The sequence below is a fragment of the Oceanospirillum sediminis genome (genome assembly GCF_014164585.1).
GTDB lineage: Bacteria > Pseudomonadota > Gammaproteobacteria > Pseudomonadales > Halomonadaceae > Oceanospirillum > Oceanospirillum sediminis.
In genome coordinates this window covers 18,848-34,981 of record NZ_JACJFM010000050.1, presented here as the reverse complement: position 1 = coordinate 34,981, position 16,134 = coordinate 18,848, and the positions used below count along the sequence as shown (strand labels likewise).

The 16,134-nt window shown below is 49.6% G+C and carries 15 protein-coding genes and 3 tRNA genes; 7 read left to right on the top strand and 11 right to left on the bottom strand.

The genetic code is table 11. The annotated features are described in order from the left end of the window. Positions 1–120: 120 nt before the first annotated feature. From H4O21_RS22215 to H4O21_RS22170, 10 genes are all read right to left on the bottom strand, one after another. Positions 121–197, bottom strand: a tRNA-Met gene (locus H4O21_RS22215). Between the two features lie 58 nt (positions 198–255). Then, a tRNA-Met gene (locus tag H4O21_RS22210) sits at positions 256–332 on the bottom strand. A 69-nt stretch (positions 333–401) separates the two neighbouring features. Beyond that, positions 402–1,493, bottom strand: coding sequence for a redox-regulated ATPase YchF (gene ychF, locus H4O21_RS22205; protein WP_182811361.1), 1,092 nt, complete (start codon positions 1,491–1,493; stop codon positions 402–404). A gap of 51 nt (positions 1,494–1,544) precedes the next feature. Then, entirely contained in the window at positions 1,545–2,135 is a 591-nt protein-coding gene (pth, locus tag H4O21_RS22200) for an aminoacyl-tRNA hydrolase (RefSeq protein ID WP_182811358.1), read from the bottom strand. 20 nt (positions 2,136–2,155) lie between these two features. Further along, the gene (locus H4O21_RS22195) at positions 2,156–2,776 is read right to left on the bottom strand and encodes a 50S ribosomal protein L25/general stress protein Ctc (protein WP_182811355.1); all 621 of its coding nucleotides are present in this window, start codon (positions 2,774–2,776) and stop codon (positions 2,156–2,158) included. A gap of 81 nt (positions 2,777–2,857) precedes the next feature. Further along, positions 2,858–3,802: a ribose-phosphate pyrophosphokinase gene (locus H4O21_RS22190; protein WP_182811352.1), complete on the bottom strand. Its 945-nt coding sequence runs from the start codon at positions 3,800–3,802 to the stop codon at positions 2,858–2,860. Positions 3,803–3,858: 56 nt separating this feature from the next. Continuing rightward, positions 3,859–3,933: transfer RNA gene (locus H4O21_RS22185), tRNA-Gln, on the bottom strand. 55 nt (positions 3,934–3,988) lie between these two features. Further along, the gene (gene ispE, locus H4O21_RS22180) at positions 3,989–4,912 is read right to left on the bottom strand and encodes a 4-(cytidine 5'-diphospho)-2-C-methyl-D-erythritol kinase (protein WP_182811347.1); all 924 of its coding nucleotides are present in this window, start codon (positions 4,910–4,912) and stop codon (positions 3,989–3,991) included. Positions 4,913–5,000: 88 nt separating this feature from the next. Next, complete coding sequence (gene lolB / locus H4O21_RS22175) at positions 5,001–5,624, bottom strand: lipoprotein insertase outer membrane protein LolB (protein WP_182811344.1); 624 nt, start codon at positions 5,622–5,624, stop codon at positions 5,001–5,003. A gap of 11 nt (positions 5,625–5,635) precedes the next feature. After that, positions 5,636–7,411 (bottom strand): tetratricopeptide repeat protein, encoded by a 1,776-nt coding sequence (locus tag H4O21_RS22170; RefSeq protein ID WP_182811341.1) that lies wholly within the window; start codon positions 7,409–7,411, stop codon positions 5,636–5,638. A gap of 557 nt (positions 7,412–7,968) precedes the next feature. Between H4O21_RS22170 and hemA the strand changes: the two genes are divergently transcribed. The 5 genes from hemA to H4O21_RS22145 all read left to right on the top strand — a co-directional run bounded on the left by hemA (position 7,969) and on the right by H4O21_RS22145 (position 12,926). Continuing rightward, on the top strand, positions 7,969–9,219 hold the full coding sequence (gene hemA, locus H4O21_RS22165; RefSeq protein WP_182811339.1) for a glutamyl-tRNA reductase: 1,251 nt from the start codon (positions 7,969–7,971) through the stop codon (positions 9,217–9,219). Between the two features lie 150 nt (positions 9,220–9,369). Continuing rightward, entirely contained in the window at positions 9,370–10,452 is a 1,083-nt protein-coding gene (gene prfA / locus H4O21_RS22160) for a peptide chain release factor 1 (RefSeq protein WP_182811336.1), read from the top strand. Positions 10,453–10,560: 108 nt separating this feature from the next. Beyond that, positions 10,561–11,427 (top strand): peptide chain release factor N(5)-glutamine methyltransferase, encoded by an 867-nt coding sequence (prmC, locus tag H4O21_RS22155; RefSeq protein ID WP_182811333.1) that lies wholly within the window; start codon positions 10,561–10,563, stop codon positions 11,425–11,427. A 207-nt stretch (positions 11,428–11,634) separates the two neighbouring features. Next, positions 11,635–12,147: an Lrp/AsnC ligand binding domain-containing protein gene (locus tag H4O21_RS22150; protein WP_182811330.1), complete on the top strand. Its 513-nt coding sequence runs from the start codon at positions 11,635–11,637 to the stop codon at positions 12,145–12,147. Positions 12,148–12,176: 29 nt separating this feature from the next. After that, on the top strand, positions 12,177–12,926 hold the full coding sequence (locus tag H4O21_RS22145; protein WP_182811327.1) for a HesA/MoeB/ThiF family protein: 750 nt from the start codon (positions 12,177–12,179) through the stop codon (positions 12,924–12,926). Positions 12,927–13,140: 214 nt separating this feature from the next. Here the strand turns inward: H4O21_RS22145 and ehuR are convergent, their stop codons facing one another. Further along, positions 13,141–14,526, bottom strand: a complete 1,386-nt coding sequence (gene ehuR, locus H4O21_RS22140; protein WP_182811324.1) for a MocR-like ectoine utilization transcription factor EhuR — start codon at positions 14,524–14,526, stop codon at positions 13,141–13,143. A gap of 200 nt (positions 14,527–14,726) precedes the next feature. On the opposite strand from ehuR, the gene H4O21_RS22135 reads away from it, so the two are divergent. Both H4O21_RS22135 and H4O21_RS22130 read left to right on the top strand, forming a co-directional pair. Continuing rightward, entirely contained in the window at positions 14,727–15,356 is a 630-nt protein-coding gene (locus H4O21_RS22135; protein WP_182811321.1) for a LysE family translocator, read from the top strand. A 40-nt stretch (positions 15,357–15,396) separates the two neighbouring features. Beyond that, complete coding sequence (locus H4O21_RS22130; RefSeq protein WP_182811318.1) at positions 15,397–16,089, top strand: aspartate/glutamate racemase family protein; 693 nt, start codon at positions 15,397–15,399, stop codon at positions 16,087–16,089. The last annotated feature ends 45 nt before the right edge of the window (positions 16,090–16,134 follow it).

Genomic DNA, 16,134 nt, shown 5'->3' with positions numbered 1-16,134 from the left:
TAAACAATCGGTATCAGCAAGTAATGCCTTAACCCTGTTATTTTGTGGGCAGCTGCCAGATATCTTTGACCGGGCAGCTGAATAGTTACAAAGCCGCTTATATAAGCGGCTTTCTTAATATGGTGGCTATGGCGGGACTTGAACCTGCGACCCCAGCATTATGAGTGCTGTGCTCTAACCAGCTGAGCTACATAGCCTGAACTGTGGAAAAACTGTTAACAACCCGTTCAGGTTACTGAACAGCTTTTCTTAATATGGTGGCTATGGCGGGACTTGAACCTGCGACCCCAGCATTATGAGTGCTGTGCTCTAACCAGCTGAGCTACATAGCCAATTGCGGGTGCAGATTATAAGGACTTCTGCACCACTTGCAAGCCTTTTTTTAAATTTCTTTAAAAAAATCAGACATTAAAACGGAAGTGAATCACATCGCCGTCCTGAACGATGTAATCTTTACCTTCCAGACGCCATTTCCCGGCTTCTTTAGCACCCTGCTCGCCTTTATACTCAACGAACTCGTCATAGCCTACAATTTCTGCACGGATAAAGCCACGCTGAAAATCAGTGTGAATCACACCAGCCGCTTCTGGTGCTGTCGCACCGATCTTAACCGTCCAGGCGCGTACTTCTTTAACACCGGCGGTGAAATAAGTCTGCAGACCCAACAGGCCATAGCCAGCACGAATAACACGATCAAGACCTGGTTCTTCCATACCCATATCGGCCAGGAACATTTCACGCTCTTCGTCGTCCAGCTCAGCAATCTCGGCTTCCAGCTTGTTGCATACGGGCACTACGATAGCATCTTCATCAGCTGCAATGCCTTTTACCACATCCAGATAAGGATTGTTTTCAAAACCGTCTTCGTCCACGTTAGCAATATACATGGTCGGCTTAACGGTCAGGAAATTATAAGACTTCAGCTGCTTTTTCTCATCATCGCTCAGACCAAAGCTACGCAGTGGTTTGCCTTCTTCCAGATGCGGCTGGATTTTTTCCAGCAGCTCTTTCTGCGCTTTGGCATCCTTGTCACCGCTTTTTGCAATCTTTGCCAGGCGCTGAATCGCCTTTTCTACCGATTCCAGATCCGCCAGAGCCAGCTCCATATTGATGATTTCAATATCAGCAGCCGGATCAACACGGTTGGCTACGTGAATCACGTTTTCATTTTCAAAACAACGTACCACGTGGGCAATCGCATCAGTTTCCCGGATATTCGCCAGGAACTTATTCCCCAGGCCTTCACCTTTGGACGCGCCTTCAACCAGGCCGGCAATATCCACAAACTCCATCGTGGTCGGCAAGACTTTTTCAGGGCTTACAATACCAGCCAGTACATCCAGACGCGGATCAGGCATAGGCACAATGCCTGTATTCGGCTCAATGGTACAGAACGGGAAGTTTTCGGCATCAATGCCGGACTTGGTTAAAGCATTAAACAGCGTCGATTTACCTACGTTAGGCAGGCCGACAATACCACAGTTAAAACCCATGATGATGATCCTGAATGCGTGGTTGAAACGGCATCAGGCAAGGAGGAGGGATCAGGCGGACTTGAAGCTGTGCAATCGATTCATCGCCGCAGGCCACTGACCGTCAACGGCATCAGGTAAAGCCCGAATCGCTTCATCAATGCAGTCATTCAGAGCTTGTTGCTCTGCTTTCGGCGCACGGCCCAGCACATATCCGGTGACCTTATCACTACTGCCGGGATGACCGATTCCAAGCCGTAAACGGTTGAAACCTTTATTATTGCCAAGTTTGCTGATGATATCCCGTAAACCATTATGCCCTCCATGACCGCCACCGCTTTTAAAGCGTGCTGTACCAGGAGGAATATCCAGCTCGTCGTGGGCAACCAGTACGGACTCAACAGGAATTTTATAGAAACTGCACACGGCAGACACGGCCTGTCCGCTGCGATTCATAAAGGTGGTGGGAATCAGAAGATGAAGGTCACGACCTTCAAAGCGGGCTTTGGCATATAACCCATGATATTTCTTTTCGGGGCGAAGGGAAACACCGCAGTGTCTCGCCAACGCCTCGACAAACCAGGCTCCGGCATTGTGTCGGGTTTGCTCATACTCGGCGCCTGGATTTGCCAGACCAACAATCAGTGCAATACCGTTACTCATACCGGAACCCTCAGCAAAGATTACTCTTCGCCAGCAGCTTCTTCAGAAGCAGCCGCACCTTTAGGTGCGTTTACAGACACAACACCTGCGTCGTGATCTGCGCCTTTAGTCAGCTCAACAATCTGAGCACCTGCAGGCAGTTTCAGGTCAGACAGGTGAATAGTCGTGCCACGCTCAACAGACTTCATGTCAACGTCGATAGACTCAGGCAGCTGGCTAGGCAGTGCACGTACTTCAACCTCAGACAGATTGTGCTGGATCACACCACCCTGAGTTTTAACACCTTTACAGTCTGCTTCGTTCAGGAAGTGAATTGGCACGTGTACAGTTACTTTGCAGTCTTCGCTTACGCGCTGGAAGTCAGCGTGCAGGACAACGTCTTTATATGGGTGACGCTGCAGCGCTTTCAGAATAACCTGCTCGTTCTCGCCACCTTCAACATTCAGATCCAGAATGTGAGTATAGAACGCTTCGTTTTCCAGCTTCTTGAACAGCTCTTTCATCTCAACAGAGATAGAAACAGGCTCTTTACCCAGACCGTAGATGATACCAGGAGTGGTACCTTCCAGACGACGCAGGCGGCGGCTCGCACCTTTCCCTTTGTCGCTGCGTACTGCAACGTTTAAAGCGAAATCAGACATAATGATTTTCCTCAGTTTTACATATAGAAAACGCTGATTTCCGCGACCAGAAATCAGCGTTCGGGTTTAAATCGGTTTTAATCAGCGAAACATCGCGCTGATTGATTCCTCATTGCTGACACGACGTACCGCCTCAGCCAGCAGGCTGGACAGGGTCAGCTGACGGATTTTACCGCATTTTTTAGCAGCTTCAGTCAGAGGAACAGTGTCTGTAATGATCAGTTCATCCAGAACAGAGTTACGCAGGTTGTCAATCGCAGGGCCAGACAGAACCGGGTGAGTGGCATAAGCAACCACACGCTTCGCACCATGAGCTTTCAGAGCTTCAGCGGCTTTACACAGGGTACCCGCAGTATCCACCATGTCATCAACCAGTACACAGGTACGATCCTGCACATCACCAATGATGTGCATTACCTGAGCTTCGTTGGCCTGTGGACGACGCTTATCGATAATAGCCAGATCAGCATCATTCAGCTGTTTGGCAATGGCACGAGCACGCACAACGCCACCAACATCAGGAGAAACTACGACAAGATCGTCATAGTTCTGGCGCTCAATATCATCCAGCAGAATAGGGGAACCGTATACGTTATCAACAGGTACCTCAAAGAAGCCCTGGATCTGGTCAGCGTGCAGGTCAACCGTTACCACACGATCTACACCCACGGATACGATCATATCTGCAATCACTTTAGCACTAATAGGCACACGGGCGGAACGTACGCGACGATCCTGACGAGCATAACCAAAATAAGGAATTACAGCGGTGATACGCTGAGCAGATGCACGACGCAGTGCATCAACCATCAGGATCAGTTCCATCAGGTTATCGTTAGTCGGCACACAGGTAGACTGGATTACGAAAACGTCTTTACCACGTACGTTCTCGTTAATTTCAACGGCAATTTCTCCATCGCTGAATTGTCCAACTGTAGCGTCACCAAGACGGATATCCAGACAATCAACAACTTTGCGGGCTAACTGGGGGTTTGCGTTCCCCGTAAACACCATTAATTTTGACACGAGTAACTACCTTTGGATTTTCAGTCTGACTGGGAGTGTGCGGGCTGTGCAGAAAATGGCTGGGGTACCAGGATTCGAACCTGGGAATGCTGGAATCAGAATCCAGTGCCTTACCGCTTGGCGATACCCCATTTATTTACAAATCAGATTCAGAGCAATCTGTATCACTCTCTGAACCTGCACTTGTTACGATTCAATAAACTCAGACAGCTTACTGAATAAAGGAGAAATGTTTTTCCCCTGAGCGACAAACCCTTGCCAGTTTTCAGGCTTTTGACAAAGAATCTTTATAGCAGTTTCTTTGTCTTTAAACCCTGCAAATACACAAGCTCCAGTACCTGTCATTTGTGTTTTGCTAAACTGAGCCAGCCAACTTACCGCCTCATCCACTTCAGGATAGAGACTTCGGACAATTGGTTCGCAATCGTTGTGACCGCCCTGCTCAAGTGCGGGCGCTATTTTCATTATTCTGCTATCTCTTGTCAACTCTTTATTTGAAAAAATTTTCGCTGTTGAAATATGACAGTCCGGAATCAGTACGACAAAATACGGTTCCGGCAGATAAATCGGAGTCAGTTGCTCACCAATACCTTCTGCCCAGGCGGCATTACCACGCACAAACACCGGCACATCAGCTCCCAGACTGACACCAATCTCTGCCAGCTGGTCAACGGTCATATTCAGTTGCCAGAGATAATTCAGTGCGATCAGTGCAGTAGCACAGTCTGAGCTGCCACCACCCACACCACCACCCATAGGGATTCTTTTCTCCAGCGTGATTCTGACATCCGGTAATATTCTATCCGGATGGCAACGTTGCAACTGCCGCCCGGCCTTCACAATCAAATTCTCTTCTGCGGCAACATCTTTCATCTCGGAGATCAGCTCAATACCGCCGGAATGTTCGCCGGTCAGCTCAAACGTCAGCTGATCACAGAAATCCAGAAACTGAAACTGTGTCTGTAACAGGTGATAACCATCTTCCCGCTGTCCGACGATATGCAACATCAGATTCAGCTTAGCCGGAGCAGGCAGAGTAACAGAGGAAGGTAATGACAAAGATTCTGGCCAGACAACAGCAGGAGCTATGCCAGCAGCAGGCGTGTTCATAATAAACAGATCCGGAATAGAAGTTATACAGACAGATAGCGGGGCTCAGCAAAACACCTCACAGAGGTTGCAAAACACCTCACAGAGGTTAGTGCTGAGCGGTTACAAATTCAGGCTGCCACTGATTCATCACCAGTGTCAGCTGAAGATCACCTTTATTGATCTTCATACGTCCAGGCAGTGCCGGGGTAAACTGATTATGGAAACGATCATAGCGAATATCCCAGCCATCCTGCTGAATGACAGCCAGTTGCTGCTCTTCATTGGTTTTAGCATCAAAGTTACTGCCCGGTGCAGGTAGGGTACGCACCCAGTAGAACAGATGGCTTAATGGCAGATTCCAGCCAAAGTGTTCATACAGCAGTGCCTCAGGGGTTTGAGCCTGATAAAGCGGATGATCCGGCATTTCCAGTGTCACCCGGTACGGATTGCCATCAATCACAGCGCCTACTTTTCCCAGAGGACCACTGAGCACAATGCGGTAGTTTTCCCCTTCCTGCAGCCACTGAATATTCGCACTATTCGCACTATCTTCCGTCTTCACCCGTATCTTGCCACTGAATTGCCAGTGGGTCAGTTTCATCAGAGCACGGGTATGCCCATCGGTATAATGCTGATCAGCCTGTTCAAGCTTCTGCGGGGCACTACACCCGGCCAGAGTCAATAGCACGACCAGGAAAACACCTGTCAGTTTTTTCGTCGTCAACCTCATTCTGCCCATCATCAGCGAGCCTGCTGTCCGGCTACCGAATCGCTATCCGACATAACCGGTTGTTGCTTCAGCTCTGGAAAGCGTTCTATCAGGCGTTCTATCAATGGATTATCCGGAAAAAGTTCCAGTGCCTCATCCAGCAAACTACGTGCTTCTTCTTTATGCTGCCCGGCCCAGAACACTTCTATCAGGTGAGTAGCGATTTCCGGGTCCTGCATCTGTTCATAAGCCTGACTCAGCAACAGAATCGCTTCACTGTTTTGACCCAGTTTAAAGTAAACCCAGCCCAGACTGTCAGTAATCGCCGGATCGCCCGGCTTCAGATCATAGGCTTTGCGAATCAGAGCCATCGCTTCCTGATAACGTTCGGTATACTCGGTCAGACTGTAACCCAGGGTATTCAGCACCATGGCATTATTGGGTTCCTGTTCCAGGATAAGGCGCAGATCCTGCTCCATCGTGACAATATCTTCACGTTTCAGCGCTATCATCGCCCGGCTATAAAGCAGTTCATAATCATTACCCATGCGTTCAACACCATCGCTCAGAATCTGCATAGCATCATCATAACGATCAACAGCCTGCAACAACTCAGCCTCAATCAGATACAGACGAACACTCTGATCCGGTCGACTGAGTCGCATACGGGACAGGTGAACTCTGGCATCTTCTATCTGCCCCCGTTCAATCTGAATACGTGCGGCTCTGGCATGGGCCTGTAAAAAATCTTTACCATCCAGGACTTCCTGATAATGGAATACGGCACCGTCCAGATCATTTTCCTGTTCTGCCAGTCGCCCCAGATAATAATGTGCAGAACTGGTTTCCTGCTGGGAGGATAATAACTTTTCCAGCTCAGCCTTAGCCTGCTCAACCAGACCATTCTCCATCAGGATTAATGCCAGTGACAGTGCCAGCTGGCCATTATCAGGATGCTTATCTGCAATCGTCTGAAATACCACCTGGGCTTCATCGGTCTGCCCTGCTTTCAGAAGCCCTCGGGCCAGCGCCAGTTGTAAGCGAAGGTTATCCGGTAATCTGGCTGCCCCTTCTCTCAGCACATCGACGCCACCGGATACCGACTGCAACCCGGCAACCAGACCGGCTTTCAGAATAATCGCGCTGACGTTATCGGGCTGATATTGCAAAGCACGGGAGATCTGTCGCAGAGCCTGCGGCATCGCCTGGCGGTAAATCAACAACTGTCCACTGGCGGTTAACAGATCCGGGTTGTCCGGATACTCTCTCAACAAACTATGGATATTCAGTAACAACTCTTCTTTAATCAGCGCTTCTCTTTTTTCACTGCGCTCAGCCAGATAACTGAAATGAGTGGATTCACCTAACTCCAGTAACTTTTTCTGATGATCAAACGCTTCCAGTAACTCCCCTTGCTGAACCAGGAGCGTAGACGCCATCTGATGCGCATCTTTATTATCACTGTCCGTCTCACTCCATAAGGTTGCTGCATCCAGTGCCGCCTCTACATCACCGGCATATTGCGCCAGCCAGGTTGCCCGCTCAGCCAGCTGAGGGTGCTGATATTCACTGGCCTGAGACAGATAGACCTGCAAAGCATAATCAAACTGCTCACGCTGACCGGCAATTTCAGCAGCCAGTAGCTGAGCCAGACTGTCGCCATTTAACCCTTTGATTTCCACAGCCTGTTCAGCCGCAGGGTCGTAAACCAGAGGAGTATCCTGTGCAATACCGTATGAAGGATTCAGGGACTGACATCCTGTCATCAGGGCTACACAGCCCAGTATGGGGAATATAAAGCCTCGCATGCTCGTTTCCTGAGTCGGACGATAAAAAATAAGACCACACAATACACGTTCAGTTTAATCTGCACCAGACAATGCCGGGGCAATACCTTCGGCCGTTATCAATATCAGCACAAAGGTTACTCTGCTAAGAGCCGCCGGATTCAGCCGCAGCTATGCCAGAGCAGACCAGCATTCTTTTACTCCGATGCGATAAAAGGAATAAACAGAACTCTGATGTTGTACCCGATATTATCGGCGGTAACGATCAAACTTTGCGTCAGTTTACCTGTATGTCAGGACAAGTCGGTTTATGATATTATCCCTCGCCTCCTGAAAAGAAGTCAGGAAGCTTTCTGAATACTCTGTAATTAAAGACTAAGACAGAGACTGTCATAGCTTATGCCAGATAAAACGTCAGAAAAACGGGTGGACGCTCTGCTATTTAGTATGATCAGAGACAGCCTCTTGCTAACAATCGGAACTGATAAACCTGACGACCTGTCAGACCGGACTATACTCTCCGGCATCGGCAGAAAAAATCAGTTACCGAACCAGACCGGTACAAAACACGATCCGTTATGAGCCTGCTTGCATTTGGAATCAATCATAAAACTGCCCCGGTGGAGATTCGAGAAAGAGTCGCCTTTACCCCGGAACAGCTTGAAGGTGCCTTTCAGCAGCTGAGACAGCACCCCTCAATCAGCGAAGTGACTGTGGTTTCCACCTGTAACCGCACAGAGCTCTATTGCGTAGTTGACGGGGAAGAAACTGCGCCGGTACTGGAGTGGATCAGTCAGTTCCATCATCTGGATCTGGCCGATCTGGCCCGCTACAGCTATGAATATCTTGGCGAACATGCTGCCAGGCATCTGATGCGGGTCTCCTGCGGCCTGGATTCCATGGTACTGGGTGAACCCCAGATTCTGGGACAGATTAAAGACGCCTTTCTGAACGCACAGGATAAAGGCCTGGTAGGCCGGGAACTGAATCAGCTGTTCCAGCAATCCTTTTCGGTAGCCAAGCAGGTACGCACCCGCACATCAATTGGTGAAAACCCCGTTTCTGTAGCTTATGCTGCCGTTAATCTGGCCCAGCGTATTTTCTCTGACCTGGCCCGCAGCCGCGCGCTGTTGATCGGAGCCGGAGAAACCATTGAACTGGTAGCCCGCCATCTGCGTAATGCCGGAGTCAAAGATATGGTGGTCGCAAACCGGACTCTGGGGCGTGCTCAGGCACTGGCAGAGGAGTTTAATGGTGAAGCAGTGCTACTGGGCGATATTCCCCACCAGCTGGAAAAAGCCGATATCGTGATTGCCTCAACCGCCAGTCAGCTACCTATTCTGGGCAAAGGTGCGGTAGAACGCGCCCTGAAAGTGCGTAAGCACCGACCTATTTTTATGGTGGACATAGCGGTTCCCCGAGATATCGAACCTCAGGTCGGTGATCTGGACGATATCTATCTGTACAGCGTCGATGACCTTAAAGAGGTTATCGAAGAAAATATGCGCAGCCGTCAGGAAGCAGCAGAGCAGGCAGAACAGCTGGTACTGGAAGGTGTGGAAGAATTTATGCTGGCCCGTCGTGCCCGTGGTGCCGGACAACTGATCGGGGAGTTACGCCAGCAAACCGAAAAACTACGCCAGCAGGAACTGGAAAAAGCCCTGCAACAGCTGAAAAAGGGCCAGAGTGCCGAAGAGGTTCTGCAACGATTTTCTCAATCCCTGACCAACAAAATTCTGCACGAACCCAGCGTTCAGATGCGTCAGGCCTCAGCAGATAACCGTCATGATCTGCTGGACAGTGCCCGCACACTGTTTGCCCTGGATTAGCACCCCTCACCTTTCGCTGGCAGAAGCGACGCTTAAGACACTTCTGTCAGCCTCTGATAAATCCCGATTGTGCCGCGTGACCTGATATCAGTGAGCTCAATCAGACAACCCTTTAGCCACTTTAAATAACCGCCACGCGGAAGAGTCGATATGAAACCATCCATTCTAGCCAAACTGGATCTGTTAAAAGACCGTTTTGAAGAGCTGCAGGCCCTGTTGAGCGATGCAGAAATTATCTCTGATCAGGATAAATTCCGTAACTATTCTCAGGAATACTCAGAGCTGGAACCTGTTGTTGAAGCCTTTAATCACTATCAGCAAGTACTGGATAATATTGAAGAAGCGAAGCTGATGCTGGAAGACGGCGACGCTGAAATGCGGGAGATGGCTCAGGAAGAAATTGAGGCCGGTAAGGAAGCACTGGAAGGCCTGGAACTGGATCTTCAGAAGCTGCTGCTGCCCAAAGATCCGAATGACGAACGTAACGTCTTTCTGGAAATTCGCGCCGGAACCGGTGGTGATGAAGCCGCTATCTTCTCTGGTGATCTGTTCCGCATGTACTCTCGCTTTTCTGAGAAAAAACGCTGGAAGGTGGAAATCATCAGCCAGAATGAAGGCGAGCACGGAGGCTTTAAAGAAATTATCACCCGTATCAGCGGAGACCGGGTATATTCTCAGCTGAAGTTTGAATCCGGCGCCCACCGTGTACAGCGGGTTCCGGCAACAGAATCTCAGGGTCGTATCCATACCTCGGCCTGCACCGTAGCCGTGATGGCAGAAGCCGATGCGGTTGGAACAGTCAATATCAATCCGGCAGATCTGCGTATTGATACCTATCGTTCATCCGGGGCCGGTGGTCAGCACGTTAACACCACAGACTCGGCGATCCGCATCACTCACCTGCCAACCGGCACCGTGGTTGAATGCCAGGATGAGCGTTCACAGCATAAAAATAAAGCTAAAGCCATGTCTCTGCTGGCCTCCCGTATCCAGCAGGCCGCTGAAGATAAAGCCGCACAGGAGCAGTCTGATGCCCGCCGTAGTCTGGTAGGCAGCGGTGACCGTTCTGAGCGTATCCGTACCTATAACTACCCTCAGGGCCGGGTAACCGATCACCGTATCAACCTGACACTGTACAAGCTGGACGAAGTGATGGAAGGCGCACTGCACGAAGTGGTTGACCCTCTGGTAGCAGAACATCAGGCAGACCAGCTGGCGGCATTAAGCGATTGATCAGCTTATATCTTGTCTGACCGGATTATCTGATAATCCGGTCAGCTCCCTGAATAAATCGTCTGCAATCTGATCTGACAATGATCCCTATCTTTTCGGAAGTCCCTCATGAGTACTCTTCCTGATATCCAACAGGCTATCGTCCGGGCCTGTGAAACCCTACATAAGGCCAGCCAGGTGTCAGATACTGCACGTCTGGATGCGGAACTGTTACTGGCTTTTGTACTGGAGAAAGACAGAACCTGGCTGTATACCTGGTCAGATAAAGTACTGACTCTGGCTCAGTGGCAACAATATCAAGCCCTGATTGCCGAGCGGGCGATCGGACAGCCTGTCGCCTACCTGACCGGCTTTCGTGAATTCTGGGGACTTGAACTGAAAGTCAGTCCGGATACTCTGATTCCACGCCCTGATACAGAAACCCTGGTAGAAACCGCACTGTCTCTGCCCGTTGATGCCGGAGCCAGCATTGCAGATCTGGGCACCGGCACCGGGGCTATTGCGCTGGCTCTGGCCAGTGAACAGCCCGGCTGGTCCGTTACCGCCTGTGATTATCAGACCGGTGCGGTTCAGCTGGCAGAGCAAAACCGGACACGCCTGGGTCTGAATAATGTCCGGGTTGTGCAATCCGACTGGTGTCAGGCACTGCCCGAACATCATTTTGACCTGATCGTTTCAAACCCGCCCTATATTGAAGCCAATGATCCTCACCTGCAGCAGGGTGATGTGCGCTTTGAACCACTGTCAGCCCTGACATCCGGTGTTGATGGACTGGACGATATTCGTCGGATCTGCCTTCAGGTAAAGCGTTGCCTGAAAGATCAGGGCTGGTTGCTGCTGGAACATGGCTGTGATCAGGCTTATGCCGTACAGAAAATTATGCTGACGGAGGGTTTCACACAAGTCAGAAGTGTTCAGGATCTGGCCGGAAAGGACAGAATCACTCTGGGATGTCATTTATCAGCCAATCAGTAAATTGTTCTGACCACCCTGTCTGAAGGTGGCATAAATCAATGATTCGTAGTTTTTTTCTGCCGCCTGGTAATAAAGTATTAGTGATTTCTCCGGCTTAAACCTTGAATTATATCGGGCCTTAACGCTAAGCTTGTGCCAGCAATTATTGCTGACATAAAGATAATAACTAGTAAAACACTCTGATCAACGAGACGCTCAGACCCGCTTATGAAACCATCAAAACCGCGCGCACTGGATCGTATTGACCTCAAAATTCTGTCCTGTTTACAGGAGAATGCCCGTATTTCTTATGTCGACCTGGCTAATCAGGTCGGTCTTTCGACAACACCATGTCTTGAACGTGTTAAACGCCTGGAACGAAATGAGGTTATCAAAGGCTATAAAGCCTTGCTTAACCCTAAATATCTGAGAGCAAATCTGCTGGTTTTCGTAGAAATCAGTCTGGAGACCCAGTCTTCTGCAGTATTTGACGAGTTTCGTCGTGCTGTATCAAAACAGCCTCAGATTCAGGAATGCCACCTGGTATCCGGTCAGTTTGACTACATTCTGAAATGCCGTATCCCGGAAATGTCGGCTTATCGTCAATTACTGGAAGATGTGGTACTGACTCTGCCTGGCGTTAAAGAATCTAAAAGTTATGTGGTCATGGAAGAGGTGAAAGAAGATGCCTCCATCTATGTACCGGACTTGTCAGAATTTGACGAAAATCAACTGACTTGAAACACGCTCTATTAAGGTAAAAACCAGCCATGAACGATCAGCAACTGCTGAGATACAGTCGCCAGATTATGCTGCCTGAAATTGATATTCAGGGTCAGCAGAATCTGCTGAACTCCCGTGTACTCATCATAGGCATGGGAGGTCTGGGATCACCTGCAGCACTTTATCTGGCAGCTGCCGGAGTGGGCAGCCTGGTGATCAGTGATTTTGACGATGTGGACCTGTCAAACCTTCAACGCCAGATTATTCATGGCCAGCAGGATATTGGCCGGGCTAAAGTCGACTCAGCCTGGGAGTCCATCAGGGAACTGAACGCTGACTGCCATGTACTGCCTCTGCCTGAAAAGCTGAGTGGCGATGAGCTGAAGCAGCAGATCGCTCTGGTTGATCTGGTACTGGACTGCAGTGACCGTTTCTCAACCCGTTTTGCGGTTAATCGCTACTGCATGGAGGTTCAGACCCCTCTGGTCTCCGGTGCCGCCATTCAGTTTGGTGGTCAGCTGGCTGTATTTGATCCAAAAGACCCTGAAAGTCCCTGCTATAGCTGCCTGTATGAAGAAACGGATGATGAAGCCATGCGTTGCGCTGAAAACGGTGTCGTGGCTCCTCTGGTAGGCGTTATTGGCGCGATGCAAGCGATGGAAGCGGTCAAAATTCTATCCGGTGCAGGTCAGGCTGCCACTGGAAAACTACAGATATTTGATGCTCTGACGGCACAATGGCGTAGCATGAAGCTTTCCAGAGATCCCGGCTGCCCGGTCTGTAGTAAGCGTAAATAATCTCTTTGCACAGATGTTCTGATATCAGGCCATTTCTGGCAGAATGATATCTGCAGCGGTCTGGAGCCAGATCGCACTATAAAATATAAAACATCATGCAAAGATAAAGCATCCCACAAAAATAAAACCTCATGGAGACACTATTTCCATGAGGCTTTGTTTCATGGCATCCTGCCTAAGAATACTCATTCTGTCGCAAGGCTAACAATACCGATCAGAACACAGAAAGTACCGGCACGGGTTCCTGTCTTAACAAAGCGGCAAGCTCTTTCAGACCTTTTTCCAGATGGCTGGCCGACCAGGCACTGCTGGATGACAGACGTATCGCTTGTGGTGCACGATACTGAGCCACAATAAAGCTGTCTTCACCAATGACTTTCACCCCCTGTTTATCCGCCCTGGTAATAAAATCGCTGCTACGCCATGGGTCCGGCAACTCAAGCCAGGCATGAAGACTATACAGGTTATATTTTAATCCGAACTCAGCCAGATAACTGGCCAGCAGGCGATTACGGATTTCCAGTTCATATTTCTGCTCATCCAGCAACGTCTGAGCTAATCCACTGGCGATCCAGCGACTGGCAATTTCAGCCAGCAGCGGACTGGTCATCCAGCAGCTGGCACGCAGAGCATTAGATACCAGATGCTTTATATCCGGCGGAGATACCAGCCAGCCAACCCGCAGACCGGCTGCCAGGGTCTTGGAAGCGCTGTTGATATGTAATACCCGGTCCGGTGCGATCTCAGCCAGAGGAGCAGGCGCATCCGGCAGCAGATTGGAGTTAACCGAATCTTCCAGAATCCAGACATTGTAACGTCTGGCGACATCCGCCAGGGCTTCACGACGACTCTCAGACATAATGGCCGTCGTTGGGTTCTGCAGCGTTGGCGTGCAGTACAGCACTCGGGGGGAGAATTGTTTACAGGCATCCTCAAAGGCAGATGGAATCACGCCCTCATCATCCATCGCCACAGGCTGAGGCCGCAGGTGCAACTGATGAGTAATCGCCATAAAGCCAGGGTAGGTCATGGCTTCCGAAAGAATCATATCACCAGGCCGGGTCAATGCCAGCAGTGCCAGCATAATGGCATTCTGCCCGCCATTGGTGATAGCAATATTCTCAGCCGAGGCATGCAAACCGGTCTGTTTCAGCCAACTGACAGCTTGCTCTCTGTGCTCCGGCAGACCACTATCGGGCTGATAGCCCAGTAGACGGTTCATCTGCTCCGGTTCGGCGGCCAGCTCAGCCATTGACTGACTCAGCACCATCGCCCGGTCCTTTGCCACAGGCAGATTTAACCTCAGATCTACTGCATCAGGTTCAGTTTCACCGGTAATTCGAAAACGCTGTCCCTGTTTATGCTGAGTAGCAATAAATGTCCCTCGTCCAACACGGGCATTCACAAATCCCCGACGTTCGGCCTCAGTATAAGCTCTGGTAATCGTACCAACCGTTACTCCCAGTTGATCTGCCAGCGCCCGGTGAGTCGGTAAACGGTCACCATCATTCAGCTCCCCGGACTTAATCGCATCAGACATCGCATCCGCAATAGCAATATACCGGGGACCGTTATAATCGGATAAATCCGGATTCCACATGATCGTTCTCTCTGTTGCACAGGATAAGTGGCATCCTTCTCATACCCTGTGGTGTACAACCACCCATTGTCACCATAACAATAAAACTATTGCCAAAATTGTACCCATAAAACTATAGTGACAATGCATTGTATTGATAATTCAATCTAATTGTATTGATACAATCTGAATTGTCCAATAAGTATCAGAGGGATACAAGCATGGAATCCTCCACAGAACACTTGAACATACTGTCACTCAGCAGTTTTTATCTGCCTCTGGCTCTGTTCGTGTTATCTACGGCCGGTACACCAGGTCCGAATAACATAATTCTGACGGCCACCGGGGCGCGCTTTGGCTATCGTCGTACTTTGCCTGCCATATACGGCATTATTCTGGGCATGGCTTCGCAGATCATCCTGGTCGCAGCCGGGTTAGGTGTACTGTTTCAACAATGGCCGGTGTTGCATCAGATGCTGAAAATTGCCGGAGCCGGTTATCTGATCTGGCTGGCATGGAAAATACTGCACAGCCGGGGCATGGCTGAAGCAGATAAAGAAGAACAACCCATTACATTGATAGAAGCTGCTCTGTTTCAATACCTGAACCCTAAAGCCTGGGTTATGTCACTCTCTATGGTATCGGCCTTCTCTGTTGCCGGTGAAGACTACTGGTATTCAGTAACCCAGATTGTACTGGTGGCTTTCTGCGTAATGAATCTGACTCAGAATGCCTGGGCTGGTTTTGGCAGCGCCATCGGCCGCTTTCTGAGCCAGGAAAAAGCCCGTCATCGCTTTAATAAGGCGATGGCATCACTAACGGCAGCATCCGTATGGTTTGTAATCAGCTGAGATAACGGATGATCATTACAGGAAAAACAAAGGAGATATTATGAAAACGATTGGCTTACTTGGCGGAATGAGCTGGGAATCTACTCAGAGCTATTACCGTATTCTGAACGAAGGCATAAAAGCCCGCTTAGGAGGGCTCCACTCAGCACAAATCTGTCTTTACAGTGTGGATTTTGCCCCGATAGAACAGTTACAACATACAGGTAACTGGTCAGAAACAGCCCGTATTCTGAGTCAGGCTGCCAGTAATATCGAGGCCGGTGGCTCTGATTTTCTTATGATAGGTACCAACACAATGCACAAGGTGGCTGACGAAATTGAAGCCGCGGTTCAGATCCCTCTACTGCATATTGCTGATGCAACAGCAGAAAAGCTACTGGCAGATAACATTCATCATGTCGGTTTGCTGGGAACACGTTTCACAATGGAAGAAGATTTTTATAAAGGACGCCTGCAGGAAAAATACGATATCAGAGTCACAGTACCGGATCTGACGGATCGTGAATCAGTACACCGTATTATCTATCAGGAATTATGTCAGGGTATTATCCGGCCAGAGTCCCGTGAGATTTACCAGCAGGTCATCGCAAAGCTCCATCAACAGGGGGTTCAGGCCGTCATTCTGGGTTGCACTGAAATCGCTTTGTTAATTCAGCAGAAGGATACGAACGTGCCTCTGTATGACACAACCTCGATACATGCTGAGAAAGCGGTAGAATGGGCTCTGGCCTGACACCAGAATAGAGACAATGAAAATTGTCTCTATTTTTATCTGTTA